15 protein-coding genes and 1 pseudogene are annotated in these 17,948 nt (G+C 69.5%); 10 read left to right on the top strand and 6 right to left on the bottom strand.

Features of this window, described 5'->3' with window-relative positions; translation table 11 throughout:
- The first annotated feature begins 67 nt into the window (after positions 1–67).
- From WS95_RS20735 to WS95_RS20725, 3 genes are all read left to right on the top strand, one after another.
- Positions 68–847, top strand: coding sequence for a sensor histidine kinase (locus WS95_RS20735; protein WP_059825446.1), 780 nt, complete (start codon positions 68–70; stop codon positions 845–847).
- A gap of 76 nt (positions 848–923) precedes the next feature.
- Positions 924–2,267, top strand: coding sequence for a hemolysin family protein (locus WS95_RS20730; protein WP_059825444.1), 1,344 nt, complete (start codon positions 924–926; stop codon positions 2,265–2,267).
- A gap of 25 nt (positions 2,268–2,292) precedes the next feature.
- A complete protein-coding gene (locus tag WS95_RS20725) occupies positions 2,293–2,877 on the top strand; it encodes a thiamine phosphate synthase (protein WP_059784109.1) in 585 nt (194 codons plus the stop codon).
- Between the two features lie 67 nt (positions 2,878–2,944).
- Here WS95_RS20725 and WS95_RS20720 read toward each other — a convergent pair whose 3' ends face one another.
- The gene (locus WS95_RS20720; RefSeq protein ID WP_059785093.1) at positions 2,945–4,600 is read right to left on the bottom strand and encodes a DUF3459 domain-containing protein; all 1,656 of its coding nucleotides are present in this window, start codon (positions 4,598–4,600) and stop codon (positions 2,945–2,947) included.
- 302 nt (positions 4,601–4,902) lie between these two features.
- Here WS95_RS20720 and WS95_RS20715 point away from each other — a divergent pair, with 302 nt between their 5' ends.
- Both WS95_RS20715 and WS95_RS20710 read left to right on the top strand, forming a co-directional pair.
- Positions 4,903–5,610 (top strand): class I SAM-dependent methyltransferase, encoded by a 708-nt coding sequence (locus WS95_RS20715; protein WP_059784111.1) that lies wholly within the window; start codon positions 4,903–4,905, stop codon positions 5,608–5,610.
- A 99-nt stretch (positions 5,611–5,709) separates the two neighbouring features.
- The gene (locus WS95_RS20710; protein WP_034205261.1) at positions 5,710–6,378 is read left to right on the top strand and encodes a glutathione S-transferase; all 669 of its coding nucleotides are present in this window, start codon (positions 5,710–5,712) and stop codon (positions 6,376–6,378) included.
- A 15-nt stretch (positions 6,379–6,393) separates the two neighbouring features.
- Here the strand turns inward: WS95_RS20710 and WS95_RS20705 are convergent, their stop codons facing one another.
- A complete protein-coding gene (locus WS95_RS20705; RefSeq protein WP_059825441.1) occupies positions 6,394–7,047 on the bottom strand; it encodes a DUF1345 domain-containing protein in 654 nt (217 codons plus the stop codon).
- 122 nt (positions 7,048–7,169) lie between these two features.
- Between WS95_RS20705 and WS95_RS20700 the strand changes: the two genes are divergently transcribed.
- Positions 7,170–7,901, top strand: coding sequence for a metallophosphoesterase (locus WS95_RS20700; RefSeq protein ID WP_059825440.1), 732 nt, complete (start codon positions 7,170–7,172; stop codon positions 7,899–7,901).
- A 56-nt stretch (positions 7,902–7,957) separates the two neighbouring features.
- Here the strand turns inward: WS95_RS20700 and WS95_RS20695 are convergent, their stop codons facing one another.
- Together WS95_RS20695 and WS95_RS20690 are read right to left on the bottom strand one after the other, a co-directional pair.
- Positions 7,958–8,659, bottom strand: coding sequence for an RES family NAD+ phosphorylase (locus tag WS95_RS20695; RefSeq protein WP_059825437.1), 702 nt, complete (start codon positions 8,657–8,659; stop codon positions 7,958–7,960).
- Positions 8,656–9,075 (bottom strand): MbcA/ParS/Xre antitoxin family protein, encoded by a 420-nt coding sequence (locus tag WS95_RS20690; protein WP_027782522.1) that lies wholly within the window; start codon positions 9,073–9,075, stop codon positions 8,656–8,658. Before WS95_RS20690 ends, WS95_RS20695 begins: the two co-directional genes overlap by 4 nt.
- A gap of 235 nt (positions 9,076–9,310) precedes the next feature.
- Between WS95_RS20690 and WS95_RS20685 the strand changes: the two genes are divergently transcribed.
- Positions 9,311–10,093 carry an ABC transporter substrate-binding protein gene (locus tag WS95_RS20685; protein WP_034206232.1) on the top strand — a complete coding sequence of 261 codons (783 nt, stop codon included), beginning with the start codon at positions 9,311–9,313 and terminating at the stop codon, positions 10,091–10,093.
- 1,247 nt (positions 10,094–11,340) lie between these two features.
- Here WS95_RS20685 and WS95_RS20680 read toward each other — a convergent pair.
- Positions 11,341–12,825: a sigma-54 dependent transcriptional regulator gene (locus WS95_RS20680; RefSeq protein ID WP_059825435.1), complete on the bottom strand. Its 1,485-nt coding sequence runs from the start codon at positions 12,823–12,825 to the stop codon at positions 11,341–11,343.
- A 465-nt stretch (positions 12,826–13,290) separates the two neighbouring features.
- The gene (locus tag WS95_RS20675; protein ID WP_059825432.1) at positions 13,291–14,208 is read right to left on the bottom strand and encodes a metal-dependent hydrolase; all 918 of its coding nucleotides are present in this window, start codon (positions 14,206–14,208) and stop codon (positions 13,291–13,293) included.
- 581 nt (positions 14,209–14,789) lie between these two features.
- Between WS95_RS20675 and WS95_RS20670 the strand changes: the two genes are divergently transcribed.
- From WS95_RS20670 to WS95_RS33735, 3 genes and pseudogenes are all read left to right on the top strand, one after another.
- Positions 14,790–15,131, top strand: coding sequence for an FKBP-type peptidyl-prolyl cis-trans isomerase (locus tag WS95_RS20670; RefSeq protein ID WP_059466723.1), 342 nt, complete (start codon positions 14,790–14,792; stop codon positions 15,129–15,131).
- Positions 15,132–15,157: 26 nt separating this feature from the next.
- Positions 15,158–15,931: an AraC family transcriptional regulator gene (locus tag WS95_RS20665; protein ID WP_059825430.1), complete on the top strand. Its 774-nt coding sequence runs from the start codon at positions 15,158–15,160 to the stop codon at positions 15,929–15,931.
- Between the two features lie 121 nt (positions 15,932–16,052).
- Positions 16,053–17,459: pseudogene (locus WS95_RS33735) on the top strand (MFS transporter); the annotation flags it as partial.
- Between the last annotated feature and the right edge of the window lie 489 nt (positions 17,460–17,948).

The raw sequence follows: 17,948 nt of genomic DNA, 5'->3' as shown, positions 1-17,948 counted from the left end.
CGCCCACCGTCCCTATAATGGCGATTCGCGTGACTTCCACGCCAACCGCTTCCGACAGGCCTGCTCCGTGACGTCCACTTCCGTCGATCCCGCCGCCGACCTGCTGCGCGAACGCGCAGCGCACTACGCCGCCCAGGCGGCGCTATTCCTGCGCGACCAGGCGCTCTCCATCGCGTCGCACGACCTGCGCAGCCCGCTGAATGCGATGCACAGCTGGGCCTACGTGCTCGAGCGCCAGCTCGCCCATGCCGATCCGAACCTGCAGCGCGCGCTCGCGGGCATCCGCACGGGCATCGACCAACAGGTCGCGCTGATCGACGGCGTGCTCGACGCGCCGCGCGCGGAAACGCGCATGCTCACGCTCGCGCCGCGGCCGTTCGCGCTGCGCGCGCTGCTCGACGAAACGGTCGCGCTCGTGCGGTTCGCGCTCGCCGACGCACGGCAGGTTGCGCTCGACACGACGCTGCCGGACGGCGAACCGTCGCTCGCCGTCGATCGCGAACGCGTCGCGCAGGCGCTCTGGACCATGCTGACGACGGCCGTCGAGGCCAGTGCCGCGGGCAGCCGCGTCGCGTTCGCCTGCACGCGCGACGGCGCGCAATTCACCGCGCGCGCCACCTGCACCGTTAACGCCGGCGCGCTCGTCGATCCCGCGCAGCCGCACGCGTTCGAATCGTTCGCCCGGCGCGAGATGCTGCGCGAGCGCGATGCAAAGCGCAGCGCGTGGACGCTCGCGCTGTGCCAGCGCGTCGCGCTCGCGCACGGCGGCACGTTCACGCACGACGTGTTCGCCGACGGCGCCGCCGCCACGCTCACGTTCTCGATTCCCTGCGAGGCGCCGGTGTAAGCAAGCGGCCGGTCGATACATTACAAATTCCTTTCCGGCTCTATACTGATGGGCCTGTCATAACCGGAGCGATTCTTTGTTACAGATCTTCGCGCTCATCGGCGCGTTGTTCCTGGTGGCCCTGAACGGGTTCTTCGTTGCGGCCGAATTCGGCCTCGTCAAACTCCGCGCGACGCGCGTCAAGACCCTCGCCCGCAAGCACGGCCTGCGCGGGCGCATCCTCGGCATCGTGCACGGCCGGCTCGACGCGTATCTTTCCGCGTGCCAGCTCGGCATCACGCTCGCGTCGCTCGGCCTCGGCTGGGTCGGCGAACCGGCGTTCGCGCAACTGATCGGCCCGCTGCTCGACCTGGTCGGCGTCCACTCCGAACGCGTCGTGCACCTGATCTCGCTCGTGTTCGCGTTCTCGCTGATCTCGTTCCTGCACATCGTCGTCGGCGAACTGGCGCCGAAATCGATGGCGATCCGCCAGTCGGAGAAGGTCGGCCTGTGGGTCGCGCTGCCGCTCTACGCGTTCTACTGGGCGATGTATCCGGCGATCTGGGTGCTCAATACCAGCGCCAACGCGGTCCTGCGGCTCGCGGGGCTGTCGGCCGACCACGGCGGCGACGCGCACTATTCGACCGACGAGCTGAAGCTGATCCTGCGCAGCCGCCGCAGCGCGGCCGGCAATGCGGCACAGCCGGCGCGCGGCACGTACAGCAACGACGAGTGGAACACGCTCGCGCACTCGCTCGATTTTTCGTCGATGACCGTGTCGGACCTGATGCGGCCGGCCCATGAAATGATCGGCCTGCGGCGCGACCTGCCGCTGCCCGACAACATGGAGATCGTCGCGCGGCACCGCTTCAGCCGCTATCCGCTGTTCGAGGATGCGTCGCGCGAACAGGTGAGCGGGCTGATCCACCTGAAGGACCTGTTGCTCGCCCGTCACGCGGGCGCCGCGCTCGACGACCTGTCCGACTACGTGCGCCCGGTCCAGTACGTGAAGCCCGACACGCCGGCGCTCGAACTGTTCCGCCGCTTCCGCAAGGGCGCTCCGCACTTCGCGCTGGTGGGCAACAAGGGCGAGAAGCCGATCGGCTTCCTGACGCTCGACAACCTGCTCGGCGCGCTGGTCGGCCAGATCCACGACGAGTTCCGCCAGGGCGATGCCGACTGGAGCCGTCTCGACGACGGCACGTTGATGGGCAAGGGCAGCCTGCCCGTCGTCTCGCTCGAACAGGCGCTCGGCATCGACATCGACGAAGGCCGCGCGGAATCGGTCGGCGGCCTCGTGATCCAGGCGCTCAACGACCTGCCGACCGAAGGGCAGCGCGTGTCGTTCGACCGCTTCGACGTCGTCGTGAAGAAGATGAACGGGCCGCGCATCGTGCTCGTGCGCGTCTATCCGAAGATCGCGAAAGAGGCCGACGAATGACGGCCGCGCGCCGCGTCGTCGCGCGATGAACGCGCCGCTGCCGCGCTGCTGCGTGATCACGCCGGAACCGGCGTCCGCGTCGGCGGCCGATCGGGCCGCGTTTCTCGACCGGCTGTCGGCCGTGCTCGCGCGCGGCGAAACGCTCGTGCAACTGCGCGTGAAATCGCTCGACGCGGCCGCGTTCGCATCACTGGCCGCCGCGGCGCTCGCCCGCTGCGACGCAGCCGGCGCGTCCCTGATGCTGAACGGGCCGATCGATGCAGCCGGCGTGATGCGGCTCGACGGCGCCGGCTGGCATCTCGACGGCGCCGCCCTGCGCGCCGTCGCGCAACGGCCGCTGCCGGCCGGCCGCCGCGTGTCCGCCGCGTGCCACTCGCACGACGATCTGCTGCTGGCCGCGCGTGCGGGCGCGGATTTCGTCACGCTGTCGCCGGTGCTGCCGACGCTCAGCCACCCCGGCGCGCCAACGCTCGGCTGGGCGCAATTCGACACGCTGGCCGCCCAGGCCGCGATGCCCGTGTTCGCGCTCGGCGGCATGACGCACGCGCATCTCGACGAGGCGCGCCGTCACGGTGCATACGGCATCGCGGGCATCCGCGGGTTCTGGTAATTCGGCGCCTTCCGGCAGCGTTGCCGGGCCGGGCCGCGCCCGGCTCCGACGCGTCACGCGCTCGGCCTCACGCGTTCAGGTTCGGACGCATCCCGCGCCACGAACCGTCGTCGATGCGACGCACATCGTGCGTCAGCGCGTAGCGATTGACGTCGCCCGTCAGCCACGCGACGAGCGAATACGGCGGCAACTCCCCTTCATCGACCCGGTCGCGCGCACGCGCCGGCGTCTCGAACACCACGCGCCCTCGCGGCGCGTCGAACGGCACCGCCTCGGGCGACAGGTTCAACGCGATCGTCAACGTTTCGTCGTCGGCAAGCCGCCATGATGCGCACAGCGCGTCGGCATCGCCGTCGCCATCCGCTTTCAGCGCACGTGCGTCCTGCGGCCGGCAATCGGACAGCCTTGGCGCGATCAGCTTCGCGCGCACCGCGAGCGCCGACTGCACGAAATGCGCGCGGTCGATGTCGCGCGCGGTTTCGTCGAAGATCAGCGGGATCTGCGGCGTGAGCAGCGACAGCGCCAGCCCGGCCAGACCGGCCGCCTGCCCGTCGTGATCGCCCGGGCCGCCGTCGCGCCATGCGCCATCGGACAGGACGAGCGACGTCAGCGACAGGCCGCCGTCGGCGGCCATGCCGTCAGCCGGCGCGGCCGGCCGGTACGCCGCGCCGGCCGCGGTCAGCGCGCGAGCGAGCGTGTGAATCGACTGGTGCATCGAAATGCCTTCATGCGCCGACGTGTCGCGCCCCGTGAGCCGGTGCAGCGCGCGTTCGCCGCAGCCGTTCCACTGCGCGTCGAAATGGGTATCGGCGAGATGGGCCGGATGCCGCTCGCTGCCGAGCACGAGGTGGATCAGCCGGTCGGCCGGCACGGCGGCGCGCACGCGATCCGCGATCTCGCGCAGCCACGACACGCCGATCCGGTCGGCTTCGCGCAGGCGCAGCCCGTCGCAGCGGTATTCGTCGATCCAGTACAGCGCGTTGTCGCAGAAGAAATCGCAGACTTCCGGATGGTCGAGCGCGAGCGGCGCGGCCTGCAGCGGATCGTCGCGCGTGTGGAAGAACGGCCCCGCGTAGTGGCGCAGCGCATCGGTGCCGCTGCCGAAGCGCGCGTAGTCGAGCTCCAGCAGCACTGCGAGACCGTAGCCGTGCGCATCGTCGATCAGCGCCTTCAGCGCGTCGGGGCCGCCTTCGGCCGCGAGCGGCGCGAACGGCAGGCTGTCGTGCGGCGATGCGAGCAACTCCAGCGCGGTCACGCCGAGGCGCGCGAGCTGCGGCAGGCGGCGGCGCACGCCGTCGAAGCCGCCCACCGCGTGCGGGCGGATCGCATACAGCGCGATGTCCTCCCACGCGCGCCCGTGCCAGAACGTATTGCGCCATTTGAACGCGCGCGGATCGACGACCTCGCTCGGGCCGTTGAGCCCCTCGGGTTGCGAGCGCGACGCGGGATCGGGAATCGACACCGTATCGTCGAGACGATAGCGGTAACGCGCACCCGCGCCGCAGTCGACGAAGACTTCGAACCAGTTCGGGCCGGCGCTCGTCATCGGGACGAGCGTCGGGCCGTAGCCGGTATCGAGTTCGAGCTGGACGTGAGTGCTGCCGGGCGCCCACACGCGAAAATGCGTGCGCGGCGCCGTGCTGAGCGCGCCGCAGGGCTGCGCGCCAAACGGCAAACAATGGATGTAGTGCTGCGCGTACGGATCGTGCGGACAATCGGACATCATGCGCTCCTCGTGCGTACCGAGCGGCATGGCCGCGCCGATGGCGCAGCGCATCGGGGCCCGGCATGCGACGGCCAGGCGGGGGAGAGAAACGAGTATGCGCCGGATTCGCCATCTCGATGCATCGTGGTCAGATATTTTTAAATGCGAATCGACCCCGGGGAAACCAGCGGGTGCGGGCCGACGAGTCGGGTAGTCGGCATACCGGAATGATCGCTCGCCTTGTTGCGCCGGCCGCGCGCCCCTACGCTCTGCGTCATGCCCGCGGACACGCCGTCCGCCCCACTCCGAGGAACTCCGCCATGTCGCTTCCCGCCAGCGCCGCGAAATTCGATCCGTCGCGCGCGCACGAATACGCCGAGCAATCGCGCATCGCGCTCGCCGGCTACGATGCATGCCATGAACTCGCCGCATGCCTGCTCGCGTCGGCGATCGGCGTGCCCGATGCGCGAATGCTCGTCGCGGGCGCGGGCGGCACGGGGCAGGAAATCTGCGTCGCGGCCGCGCTCGAACCGGGCTGGCAGTTCACGGCCGTCGACCCGTCCGCGCCGATGCTCGCGCTCGCGCGCTCGAACGTCGAAGCCGCGGGTTTCGGCGCGCGTACGACGTTCGTCGAGGCCGGCGTCGACGCGTTGCCCGACGCGCCCGCGTTCGACGGGGCGACGCTGATCGGCGTGCTGCATCACGTGCCGGGCGACGACGCGAAAGCCGCATTGCTGCACGCGATCGCACGACGCCTGAAGCCCGGCGCACCGCTCGTGCTCGCCGGCAACCATCGCCGCTACGCGGACCACCCGCGTCTGCTCGACGCCTGGCAGCAGCGCTGGCGCATGAAAGGCGCCACGCCCGACGCCGTGCGCGCGCAGCTCGCGAAGATCCTGCAGGGCGCCGATCCACCCGCGTCCGAGGACGCCGTGTTCGCGCTGCTGCGCGAAGCGGGCTTCGACGCGCCGCTGCGTTTTTTCGCGAGCCTGTTCTGGGGTGCATGGATCGCGGTGCGGCGCGCATGACGGCTCGATGCGGCGCGCCACGACACGCGCCGTGCGATTCGCGAACGCGCCGCATGCGCTCGGTATGATGTCGTTCCCGCCCCCCTTTTCGGCCTCGACATGCTCACCGTCCATCACCTGAACAACTCGCGTTCGCAGCGCGTGCTCTGGCTGCTCGAAGAACTGGATGTGCCGTACGAGATCGTGCGCTACGAACGCGATCCGAAGACGATGCTCGCGCCGGCCGAATTGCGCGCGATCCATCCGCTCGGCAAGTCGCCCGTCGTGACCGACGACGGCCGCACGTTCGCCGAATCGGGCGCGATCGTCGAATACCTAGTCGAACGCTACGCCGACGGGCGCCTCGCGCCGCCGCCCGGCTCGCCCGAGCGGCACGACTACACGTACTGGCTTCACTATGCGGAAGGGTCCGCGATGCCGCCGCTGCTGCTCAAGCTCGTCGCGCTGCGGATCGCGCAGGCGCCGATGCCGTTCTTCGCGCGGCCGATCGCACGCAAGATCGCCGCGACGCTGCAGTCGGGCTTCGTCGATCCGCAGATCGCGTTGCATCTCGGCCATGTCGACGGCGCGCTGGCACGCACCGGTTGGTTCGTCGGCGACCGCTTCAGCGCGGCCGACATCCAGATGAGCTTTCCGCTCGAAGCCGCGACCGCGCGCGGCGGCGGCAGCCGGTATCCCGCGATCGCGCGCTTTCTCGACACGATTCATGCCCGGCCTGCATACCAGCGCGCGCTGGAGCGCGGCGGCCGGTACGACCTGCTCAAGTGACCGGCGTAACCGGCGTCAGCTCAGCAGCCCCGCCGCGACGTTGATCGACAAGCCGAGCACGGCCATGTTGAAGTAGAACGACAGGATCGACTGCGCGAGCACCGAGCGCCGCGCGGAGCGGTTCGCGAGCGACACGTCGGCCGTCTGCGACGCGACCGCGAGCGTGAACGCGAAATACAGGAAATCCCAGTAATCGGGCTCCGGGTTCCGGTCCGGGAAGCGGAGCGCGCGATCGCTGCTCGGCGAGCCGTAATAGAGCCGCGCATAGTGCAGCGTGAAGATCGTCGGAATCAGGAACCACGCGCCGAACAGCGTCGCGCCCGTAATCGCGTAGTGGCTGAGTCCCGCGCGGAAGCCGACGCTCTTCGCGGTCGCGAGTTCGATCGCGATCGCCGCGACGCTCGCGACGGTCGCGAGGCACACGACGGTCAGCACGGTCGTCGCGTTTTCATCCTCGCGGATCGCGACTTCGCGCACCTTGTGATGATGCGCGGTGACCATGCGCACCCACATCAGCACCAGATACAACCAGACCGCGCAATCCCAGCCGATCAGCGCCCGCACGGTCGGGCGCAGCGGAAACGGCAGCAGCACCGCGCACAGCAAGCCGGCGACGAACGCCGCGACCATGCGCGGCCGGTTGCGTAATACCTGCGGATAAAACGTCATCGTGTCATTCCGAAAGCAAATGGAAAGGGTTCGACCGGTGCACCGCATCGGCGGCCAACGCGCCCCGATTATCGCCATTCCATCGCGGCGTGGCGATGGGCGCGAGCGCCTAAGATAAGGGGATGACCGCCACCGCCCTGCTCTGCCGCCATCCCGAGAATACGACCGGCCGCGACTTCGTCGTCGGCGACCTGCACGGCTGCGTCGACGTCCTGCGCGCGCTGCTGCACGACGTCCGCTTCGACCCGGCCCGCGACCGGCTGTTCTCGGTCGGCGATCTCGTCGATCGCGGCCCGGCCTCCGACACCGCGCTCGACCTGCTCGAGCGGTCGTGGTGCCACGTCGTGCGCGGCAATCACGAGGAAGTGCTGAGCCTCGTCGCGCGCGGCAAGCTGCCGCCCGACGCGTGGCGCGGCATCGGCGGCGACTGGGGCGCCGACCTGCCGCCGGAGCGGCTGCGCGCGCATGCGGCGCGCGTCGACGCATTGCCGCTCGTGCGCGTGATCGGCGACGGCCCGACGCGCTTCAACGTGCTGCATGCGGAATTCTTCGGCTCGGACGCGGATCTCGATACGGGCAGTTATTCGCACGACGTACGCGAGCGGCTGATGTGGGGCCGCGACCTCGTCCAGGGGCTCGCGGATCCGGCGCGGCAGGCCGGGTTGTCGCTGACCTGCACCGGTCACACGCCGGTGCGTGCGCCGCTACGGATCGGCGCGCAATGGTTCATCGATACGGGTGCGTTCGCGCCCGCCGGCCGGCTTACGCTCGCCGAGCCGCGCACCGGCCGCACCTGGTCGATGACGCAGGCCGAAGCGCGCGAACGCCACGCGGGCGACTGGCCGCTGCCCTGACGCGCCGGGCCGGCGCCCGCGCCGCGCAACGGCTGGCCGTGCCGGCCAGGCGAATGCTAGCCGACCTGATTCAGTTCGAACACCGCATCGACGGCCGACCCGTTCCAGTTGTATTCGAGATAGGCCGCATGCTGGCAGTCGCGCAGCAGCGTCGTGCGGAACGCGGCGAGACACTCGCCGCGCGGGTCGCGCACCGACGGATAGACGATCCCGGCGCCGCCCGCATGGCGCACCGCGCGGCCGAACGCCTGTCCCGCGCTGTAGTCGACCGGGTCCAGCAACGCGGGATCGCGCTGCGGCCACGTGCGTACGTCGGCGACGTCGCCGTGCGCGAACACGGTGTAGAGCCGCATCTGCTGACGCATCGGCGGCTCCTTCGTCGCGGCGAGGAACAGCCCGCTGTGATAGCGCGTTTCGGCGATCGCCGTGTCACGCGTGCGCGTGCAGTAGAACACGCCGTAGCTGCCATCCGAAAAGCGGCTGCCCAGCGGATTCAGGTGCGTGAACGCGGCCATGATCGGCCCCCAGCCCTGCCCGTAGCGGCGCTCGGCGGGCGGCACGAGATCGAGCGTGCCGACTTCGTTGCGGATGCGGTCGTTGGTCAGCGATTCGAGCGCGTAGAGCGCGTCGAAGTCGTCCGCCGACGCGACGCGGTCGAACAGGTTGATGGCCGGAAAACGGGTGGGAATCACGCGATAGGCGGGCGCCCAATCGACGGTGGTCGTGGGCCACCGGTTGACTTCGATCGGTGTCGTCACGCCCAGCCACCCCGCATCGCGTCGAGATATTGCCGGACCGCCACCAGATCGCCGACGTTGCCGGCCAGCATCCGGTCGAGTGCGCGCTTGCCGCCGAACGGCGCCGCATCGTTCGGCCGCTTGACCCACGCATCGGCCGCGGCGGGTTGGGGCAGCAGGATCTGCAACCCCTTGTAGATGCCGAGTAGCAGCGATAGCCGCTCGAGCGTATCGCGCGGCAGGCGCGCCGATTCGGGCGCGGCCTTCCACTTGAAGAACGTCGAGCGGCCCGGCGATCCGAGCAGCACGATCTGCTCGTCGATCGTCAGCTCCCAATCGCGCGCGATGTTGAAAAACGCACGCAGGCCGGCCGCCGACATCTGCGCGACCGAAGCGTGCGGCACGGCGGAATGCGAATCGTACGCGGGCTGTGACATGATCGTTAGTCTCGAAACGAATTCACTAACAAGATTAGTCCATTCTCGTATTTTTGCAAGGGTCGCACCCATCGATCGCGTGCAGGCATCCAGCGAAACGATATTTTTTGTCCATTCTGGACTCTGATTTTATTTTCTGCGTTAATGGCCGTGCGGACACCGCGTCACGGCGCGGGTCGTGTCCGTGGAGACCGTGTCGCCCAGAAACCGGATGCACCACGCCAAGGAATGCACGATGAAGAGACTGATTGCCGCCGTTTCGATCGCCCTGCTCGCGGTATCCGCAGGCCCCGCCGTCGCGAAGGACTGGACCACGATCCGCTTCGGCACCGACGCCAGCTATGCGCCGTTCGAGTCGAAGACGCCCGACGGCAAGCTCGTCGGCTTCGACATCGACCTCGGCAACGAGATCTGCGCGCGCCTGAAGGCGAAATGCGTGTGGCTCGAGAACGATTTCGACGGGATGATTCCGGCGCTGAAGGCGAAGAAGTTCGATGCGGTGCTGTCGTCGATGTCGATCACGCCGCAGCGCGCGCAGCAGATCGGCTTCACGACGAAGATCTACAACCAGCCGACGCGGCTCGTCGTGAAGAAAGGCTCGCCGCTGCTGCCGACCGCCGAATCGCTGAAGGGCAAATCGATCGGCGTCGAGCAGGGCACGACGCAGGAGACGTATGCGAAGGCGTACTGGGGCAAGCAAGGCGCGAACGTCGTGTCGTACCAGAACCAGGACGGCGTGTATGCCGACCTGATCGCCGGTCGCCTCGACGCAGCGCTCCAGGATGAAGTGCAGGCCGCGATCGGATTCCTGAAATCGCCGCGCGGCGCGAACTATACGTTCGTCGGGCCCGAACTCGTCGACGAAAAGGTGCTCGGCATCGGCGCCGGCATCGGCTTGCGCCAGGAGGACACCGACCTGAAGGCGAAGATCGACCGCGCGATCGTCGACATGGTCAAGGACGGCACCTACAAGCGGCTCGCATCGAAGTACTTCGACTTCGACATCTACGGCGGCTGAAAAAACGGCGTCGCGCGCGTACGGATGACCGCTTCCGTCGCGCGCGTCCGACCGCCCCTCCCCTTCAACCGGATGGCAACGGCATCGAGCGGTGCGCCGTTGCATCGAATGCGCGTCGTGTTGCGTCGTTTGTCGTGTTGCGTCGTACGCGGCCTGCGGCACGACGTTTCGTCTATCGTTCGGATCACCAATCAATCGCGTGCGGCAACGGCGGGCCACGCGAGCGAACGTCGTGCGGTTCGAATCAATAGGCGAAAACCGGGCGTCGCGGTACCGGCGCCCGTGTGCACATGCCCATGCGGATCGGGTTCGCGTGCAGGAAAGTACCGACCCGGCGCGGATGACCGGCAACCAGCCGGATCCGCCTCGCGCCGGGCGCGGAGAGATGGCCTGTCGAGGCATGCCGGTCGGCCGCAAGCGCGACGTTCGAGCGGCGATGTCCCGAATCACGGCGATCGCGGCCTGCGGACCGCGGCGTGTGACGATCGATCATTTTTCTACCCCGTTTGCTGTCTGATGTTTGTTCCGGCAACCGGACGATGCCGATGCCCCGGCGATCAGGCGACGACGCTCCGTGCTCGCCGCGACGCGGCCGCTGCACCGCGCGCGGCCGCCGCATCCCCGCGGACTGCGTCCTGGCCGGTACTGAAGGCTTTGGCTGCCTGACCGGACGGACCTCGCGTCGTCGACTCTCGCACGCCCTTCTTCGCAAGGACCGGGCCAGCGCGGCGCGAGCCCGGCCGGACAAGGGGGCGATCGGGCCGGCTCGCGGCCGGAACCGGCGTGGGATGCCGGAAGTTACGCAATTGAAACATCGGTGCCGCGGCACGCGCCGGCGGCGGCACGGCGGGGCCTTGCGGAATAAGGCTGAACAATGGAGCGCGGAATTTTTACCGGCGACGAACCGGCCGATCGGCCCGATTCGACGCGGGAATTCGCCCGGCGGCCGACGCGAAATGTTTCATGCGCTTTACATGCCGCCGGCGGCGAGGTGCGCCGCACGCCGCGGCCGGACGCCGGACGCGGCCGATCGCATGGCTATCCTGCGGCGCCGCTGCACGCGACCTCGCGCCGCCCGGGCGACCGCCCACGACGATCCGCCGAGCGCGCCACGCTGACCCGCTTCGGCGTGTCGGGCCAAGGCTCGCCCGCGCGTGGCGCGTCGTCGCGGTCGGGCCGTGCGCGCCGCCCGTCACGTTCGTGCCGCAGCGGCTGCGGACCGCTCGCCGAGCCGGTTCGCGCGCCGCTCAGCCGACCCGCTGATGCCCGGCGTCGTCCGACGGCGCGCCGTCGTGGCCGCCGTCGTTGCCGCCGTTGTCACCGTTGTGGTCGCGATCGTTCAGCCCGTGCTCGATCATCATCCGATAGAGCGTCACGCGTGAAATGCCGAGTTCGGCGGCGGCCTTGTTGATCCGGTGGTCGTTGCGCAGCAGCGCGTTCTCGATTGCGGTGCGCTCGGCCAGCGCCCGCGCCTGTTCGAGCGTCACCGGTTCGGTTTCGCCGGGCGTGTCGAGCCCGAGATCGTGCGGCGTCAGCAACCGGCTCTCGGCCATCACGATCGCGCGCCGCACGCGATTGATCAGCTCGCGCACGTTGCCGGGCCACTCGTAGCGCCGCATCGCATCGAGCGCGGCCGACGTGAAGCCGCTGATCTTGCGGCCGCTGTCGGCCTTGAATTTCTGCAGCACGTAGTGCGCGAGGATGTCGATGTCCTTGCCGCGTGCGCGCAGCGGCGGCTCGTGGATGCGCAGCACGCACAGCCGGTGATAGAGATCCGCTCGGAAGCGCCCGGCTTCGACCGCGCCGTCGAGATCGACGTGCGTGGCCGAGATGATCCGCACGTCGACCGCGATCGACTCGTGCCCGCCGAGCCGCTCGATCCTGCCTTCCTGCAGAAAGCGCAGCAGGCTTGCCTGGCTTTCGACCGGCATGTCGCCGATCTCGTCGAGAAACAGCGTGCCGCCGTTCGCCGATTCGATCCGGCCCGCGCGCCGCTGGTTCGCGCCGGTGAAGGCGCCGCGTTCGTAGCCGAACAGCTCGGACTGCAGCAGATGATGCGGAATCGCTCCGCAATTGATCGCGACGAACGGCCCCTTGCCGCGGCCGGAGCGCTCGTGAATCGCGAGCGCCGTCAGTTCCTTGCCGGTGCCCGACTCGCCCGAGATGAACACGCTCGCGTCGGTCTTCGCGACCTTGCGGATCGTGCTGAACAGTTGCTGCATCGCCTCGCAGTTGCCGATCATCCCGTGTTCGCCGATCGACGCCGCGTAGGCGGCGCCGTCGACGCGATCGAGCGCGGCCATCCCGCGCGCATGGCCCAGCACGTGCGAAATCCATTCGGACGGCAGCGGCAGCGTCACGTAATCGAAACAATAGCTGCGGATCAGTTCGCGCACGGCGGGGCCGATCGTGATGCCGGCCTGCGCGATGGAAATCCAGCCGATCGCCGGCTGGCTCAGACACATCTTCAGCGCGGGATAGTCGCGCGACGTGAACCCGGTGAAATCGACCAGCCCGGCGGCCACGCTCACGCCGGAGGTCATGTTCTGCGCGGCGCCGGCCGTCTTCGCGACCGCGATCTCCCAGCCGAGCCCGCGCAGTTGCGCCAGCAACGGCTCGTCGGGCGTGCGCATGATCACGAACAGCTTGCGGCCGGCCTCGGGAGCGGTGACGGACACGTCCGTCATCTCGGGCGCCGCGTGCCCGTTTGCGTCGGGTGACCTTGCAACCATCGTTGTTCCCCGCTTGGCTTTGGTATCGCGCGCCGGCTCACCGCCGCGTACGACGGACACGATCGAACCGACATATTGGGCGTATTTCCGTCCGAATAAAATCCCCCTGCGCATGAATCGCGCGGGAGTCGACGTCGCCATGAACGGTATATCGATGCGGCCGGCCGCCGGCTAGATGGGTGTTATCCCTGTGGCGGGCGCCGCACACGGCCGGAAAGAACCGGGGTCGCACGCGCAAAGCCGCGCCGGTGCTGGCGCGAGGCATGGGTATGGGACGGGCGCACGCCCGATCGGCGCACCGGCGCACCGGCGCATACGCGTGCAACCGGTGTGCCGGGCACGCGAACGCGGTGCAACCGGTTCCGGTTGATTGTCGTCAATCGTCGGAACGAGCCGGCCGATGCGCGAACGCAACAGGCACGATGCCCCGCCGCGCGCCGCGCGACGGGCGGCCTGCGGCCCGGATCAGCGGCCCGACGCGAGCGGCGCCGGCGCGTTCGCGCGACCGCGGCCGGCCGGCGTGCCGCCGTGTTCGCCGTAGGTGGCGGCCAGTGCGTCGACCCGCGCGAGATGGTGGCGATTGTCGTGATCCCACGGGTGGAAGCCCGGCCGGAAAAAGCTCAGCCATTCGCCGGCGATGCGCGGGAACAGCCCGCGGCGCGGCCCGTACAGGAACGCGATCGTCCGCAGCAGGCCGCGCACGTGATGGCCGGCGCCGCGATCGCGCCACAGCAGCGTCGCATGCATCAGGAACACGGTCGGCCAGAACGTCAGCGTCGTCAGCAGATACACGCCGATGCGGATCAGGTAGCGGCGCAGCCCCGGCTTCATCGCGGCGTTCCACACGTCGAACGACACGGCCTTGTGCTCGGTTTCCTCCAGCGCGTGCCAGATCCACATCTGCCGGTAGCCTTCGACCGAGCCGCCGAGGCGCGTCGGGTCGCGCAGCAGCCAGTCGGCGAGCATCGCCGTGTAGTGCTCGGCCGCCACCGTGTGCGCGAGCTGCACCGAATGCGGCAGCGTGCGCTTCATGTAGCCGAGCACCGTCCACACGCGCCGGTCGAGCTTGCGCGCGGGCAGCCTGTTCGCCTGCATCAGCTCGTTGTATTCGACGTGCTCGCGCGTGTGCATCGCCTCCTGGCCGATGAAGCCCAGCACCTGCTGCTTCAGCACGGGATCGTCGATCCGGTCGCGGTAGTTGCGCACCGAATCCATGAAGAAGCGCTCGCCGGCCGGAAACAGCAGCGACAGCGCGTTGAAGAAATGGGTCACGTGCGACCCCAGGCCATGCCAGTCCTTCGCGCGTTCGACCGGCAGGTCGAAGCGCAGGTCGCGGCGCACCGGCATGATCCCGGCTGCGGTGACGGAAGCGGCTGACTTCATGTGCATCGTTCTCCTGTTGCCGAGCGGCCCGGCGCATCGTCGGACGCGGCCGGCGCAAGCCCGGGCGACGCGTCGCGCGCCGCCAAAATCCTGACATCGACAGATGTAACGATAGGCCGCTCGCGCCGGCGCACGCAAGCCGTGCGGTAGATGCGCACTTCCAAACAGGGCACGGTCGGACAGGCGGAAAAAACGGCGTTCGAACGACGCCCGGCCGGGTAGCGATTCGAACGCGCCGGCGCGCGAACGGGCGAGGTGGCGGGTGTGGCGCAGCGCGTCGCCATCGGCCCGACAGCCCCGTGCGCCGGGCATCTCGCCGCGTCCGGCAACGGTCGCCCGGCATGCGGCAAGACGTGCCGAGAACGTCGATTCATACGCGTGGCGCACTGCCGTGGTGCAACCGCGGCCCGCGGCTCGCCGAAAATTCAAACGCGCGTTCCAATAGCGGATCGGCCGATTCCGCGCGCGGCGCCCCGCCACCTTCGCCGACACGCGTACGACGGCACGAAATCCACGCGCGCCGGGCCGCTGCGCGCTCGCCTACAATAGCGGTTTCACGCAACGTTCTTTCAGGAGAAGTCATGTCTGTCACCACGACCGCATCGGGCCTCAAGATCGAGGACCTGACCGAAGGCACCGGCGCGGAAGCGCAAGCCGGCAAGACCGTCAGCGTCCATTACACCGGCTGGCTGACCGACGGTCAGAAATTCGATTCGAGCAAGGATCGCAACGACCCGTTCGCGTTCGTGCTCGGCGGCGGCATGGTCATCAAGGGCTGGGACGAAGGCGTGCAGGGCATGAAGGTCGGCGGCGTGCGTCGCCTGACGATCCCGCCGCAGCTCGGCTACGGCCCGCGCGGCGCAGGCGGCGTGATTCCGCCGAATGCGACGCTCGTGTTCGAAGTCGAACTGCTCGACGTCTGACCCCGCCGCCGGCCGTTTCCCTTCCGATGGAACGCATCGCCTCCCCCGCCATCGCGCTGCGCCGCTACGCCACGTGCGAAGCGTCGGACGTGCACGACTTCCACCAGGTCGTGCTCGGCGTCGACGGCGCGATGGTGATGGCGGTGGACGGAATCGGCCGGCGCATCGACCGGCACGCGGCCTGGCTGATTCCGGCCGGCGCGCGCCACGACTACGCGGGCCTCGGCGAGAATCGCCAGCTCGTGATCGACCTGCCCGCCGCGTCGCTCGCGGTACCGCAGCGGCTGTTCGACCATGCGCGCGCCGTGTCGATCGACCCGGCGCTCACGTCGCTCGTCGCGCAGGTCGCGGCGGTCGCCGCCCAGCACGATGCGCCGGCCGGCGACGCACGACAGGCTGCCGCGCACCGCTTTCAGTGGCAGGCCGCCGCGCGCCTGTGCGACGCGCTGCTCGACGATGCGGGCATCGCCGCGCCGGCGTCGGGCCTCGATTTCGCGCGCATCGACCGCTGGCTGCGCGCGCGGCTCGCCGAGCCGCTGCGCATCGCCGATCTCGCCGAGCACTGCGGCTACGGAATGCGCCGGTTTCATCAACTGTTCGTCGAGGCGTTCGGCGAAACGCCGCATCGCTACCTGCAGCGGCTGCGGCTCGACGCCGCGGTCGTGCTGCTCGCCGACGGCCGGCATTCGCTCGTCGACATCGCGGGCAGCGTCGGCTTCGCGGATCAAAGCACGTTCACGCATGCGTTCACGAAGCGCTTCGGCGTGGCGCCCGGACGCTGGCGCGGCGAACGGCATTGAGCGCAATGGCGCGCTGAATACGCATCGACGCACGTAGCCGGCAGCACGCGGATCGGCATCCGTATCGACGCTTCGCGTCTCGCTGAAACGTCGCCTATCCGTCGCCGCCTACGATGGGCGCATGGATACGACCACACCCTCCTCCGCTTTCCCGCCCGCGCTGGCGCGCGTCGTCGCCACCGTCAGCATCGGCTTCGTCGTCACGCAGCTCGACGTGACGATCGTCAACATCGCGCTCGCGCATCTCGCCGCCGACCTGCACCTGCCGGTCGCCGGCCTGCAGTGGGTCGTCGATGCGTACACGCTCGCGTTCGCGGTGCTGATGCTGTCGGCCGGCGCGCTCGGCGACCGTTTCGGCGCACGCCGCCTGTATATCGCAGGCCTCCTGCTGTTCGCGCTCGCGTCGCTCGCATGCGGCGCCGCCGTCGCGCCCGCGATGCTGGTCGCGGCCCGCGCGCTGCAAGGCGTCGGCGCCGCGGCCATGCTGCCGAATTCGCTCGCGCTGCTGAACGACGCGTGCCGGCACGACCCGCGCCTGCGCGCCCGCGCGGTCGCCGCGTGGACGGCGGCCGGGTCGATCGCGATCGCGGCCGGCCCGGTCGTCGGCGGCCTGCTGATCGCCGCATGGGGCTGGCGCGGCATCTTCCTCGTGAACCTGCCGCTCTCTGCGGCGGGACTCGCGGCCACGTTCGCGTGGGTGCCCGCGCGCCACGAACGCGCGGCGCCGCCCCGCTCGCTCGACCTGCACGGCCAGTTCGTCGCGATCGCGATGCTGACCGCGCTGACCGGCGCGGTGATCGAATGGCGGCCGCTCGGCTTCACGCATCCGGTCGTGGCCGGCGGCTGCGTGCTGGCGGCGCTGGCCGCGCTCGCGTTCGTCGCGATCGAGTCGCGCACGGCCACGCCGATGCTGCCGCTGTCGCTGTTCCGCCACCGCACGTTCAGCGCGGCCGTGCTGTTCGGCATCTGCGTGAACCTCACGTACTACGGCACCCTGTTCGTGCTCGCGCTGTACCTGCAACGCGCGCGCGGCGAATCGGCGCTGCAGGCGGGGCTCGCGTTCCTGCCGCTCACGGGCGGGTTCCTGCTGTCGAATCTCGCGAGCGGCCGCGTCGTCGCGCGCCACGGCCCGCGCGTGCCGATGCTGGTCGGCGCGCTCGTCGCCGCGCTCGGCTACGGGTCGCTGCATTTCGTCGACGCGTCGACGCCGCTCGGCATGCTGCTGGCGCCGTTCCTGCTGATACCGTCGGGCATGGGGTTCGCGGTGCCCGCGATGACGACGGCCGTGCTCGCATCGGTCGCGCCCGACCGCGCCGGCATCGCGTCGGCCGTGTTGAATACCGCGCGGCAGGCCGGCGGCGCAATCGGCGTCGCGGCGTTCGGTGCGCTCGCCGGCGGCGGTGCATCGCAGGTCGCGAACGGATTGCGGATCGAAACCGCCTTATCGGTCATGCTGCTGCTCGCGGCCGCGCTGCTCGCGACCCGTGTGCGGCCGCGCTGCTCGCGACCCGTGTGCGGGCCGCTGCGCGTCGCGACGCACCGCGTTCGCGTCGGGCGGTGCCGGCGCACGATCGAGCGCTGGCGGTCACGCGTCGCCGGGGTCGGGCTGGATCAGGTGACGCCACGGAAAGAAGTTCTTCCTGAAGTGGCTCACATAGCCGCCTCTGCCGGCCTGGATCACCATCAGCTGCAACGCCGGATGCAGCGCCTGCAGCGCTTCGAGCGCGTCGAGGTCGAGACAGGTATTTCTCAGATACAGCGCGTGGAGCCGCTGGCCGGTCCGGCTCTTCAGCAAGCGCTCGTAGGCGTCGAACGGCGTGATGCAGCCCGCGCCACGCTCGTGCTTCCACGCCGAATGCAATTCCGTCGACTCGGAGAAATCGAGCCGGCCGAGCGACGGCAGGTTATCGCTGCCGGCAAGACGGTCGATGAACTGCTGCGTGTCGTAACAGCCGCCGATGCGCAGCCGGCTCAGATACGGCAACGGCACGTCGAAGAAGCGTGCATCGGGTGCGTT

It is taken from the genome of Burkholderia sp. MSMB1826 (assembly GCF_001526325.1).
Taxonomy (GTDB): Bacteria; Pseudomonadota; Gammaproteobacteria; order Burkholderiales; family Burkholderiaceae; genus Burkholderia.
Note: the sequence above shows the minus strand (reverse complement) of the source record. Positions and strands in the feature narration are given on the sequence as shown.

Bases quoted from the DNA above. Each gene is read 5' to 3' on its own strand.
- WS95_RS20710 (WP_034205261.1), top strand. From the start codon at position 5,710: ATGCTCACCGTCCATCACCTGAACAACTCGCGTTCGCAGCGCGTGCTC.
- WS95_RS20665 (WP_059825430.1), top strand. From the start codon at position 15,158: ATGGAACGCATCGCCTCCCCCGCCATCGCGCTGCGCCGCTACGCCACG.
- WS95_RS20700 (WP_059825440.1), top strand. From the start codon at position 7,170: ATGACCGCCACCGCCCTGCTCTGCCGCCATCCCGAGAATACGACCGGC.
- WS95_RS20725 (WP_059784109.1), top strand. From the start codon at position 2,293: ATGAACGCGCCGCTGCCGCGCTGCTGCGTGATCACGCCGGAACCGGCG.
- WS95_RS20705 (WP_059825441.1), bottom strand. From the start codon at position 7,047: ATGACGTTTTATCCGCAGGTATTACGCAACCGGCCGCGCATGGTCGCG.
- WS95_RS20680 (WP_059825435.1), bottom strand. From the start codon at position 12,825: ATGGTTGCAAGGTCACCCGACGCAAACGGGCACGCGGCGCCCGAGATG.
- WS95_RS20690 (WP_027782522.1), bottom strand. From the start codon at position 9,075: ATGTCACAGCCCGCGTACGATTCGCATTCCGCCGTGCCGCACGCTTCG.
- WS95_RS20715 (WP_059784111.1), top strand. From the start codon at position 4,903: ATGTCGCTTCCCGCCAGCGCCGCGAAATTCGATCCGTCGCGCGCGCAC.
- WS95_RS20720 (WP_059785093.1), bottom strand. From the start codon at position 4,600: ATGTCCGATTGTCCGCACGATCCGTACGCGCAGCACTACATCCATTGT.
- WS95_RS20675 (WP_059825432.1), bottom strand. From the start codon at position 14,208: ATGAAGTCAGCCGCTTCCGTCACCGCAGCCGGGATCATGCCGGTGCGC.
- WS95_RS20670 (WP_059466723.1), top strand. From the start codon at position 14,790: ATGTCTGTCACCACGACCGCATCGGGCCTCAAGATCGAGGACCTGACC.
- WS95_RS20685 (WP_034206232.1), top strand. From the start codon at position 9,311: ATGAAGAGACTGATTGCCGCCGTTTCGATCGCCCTGCTCGCGGTATCC.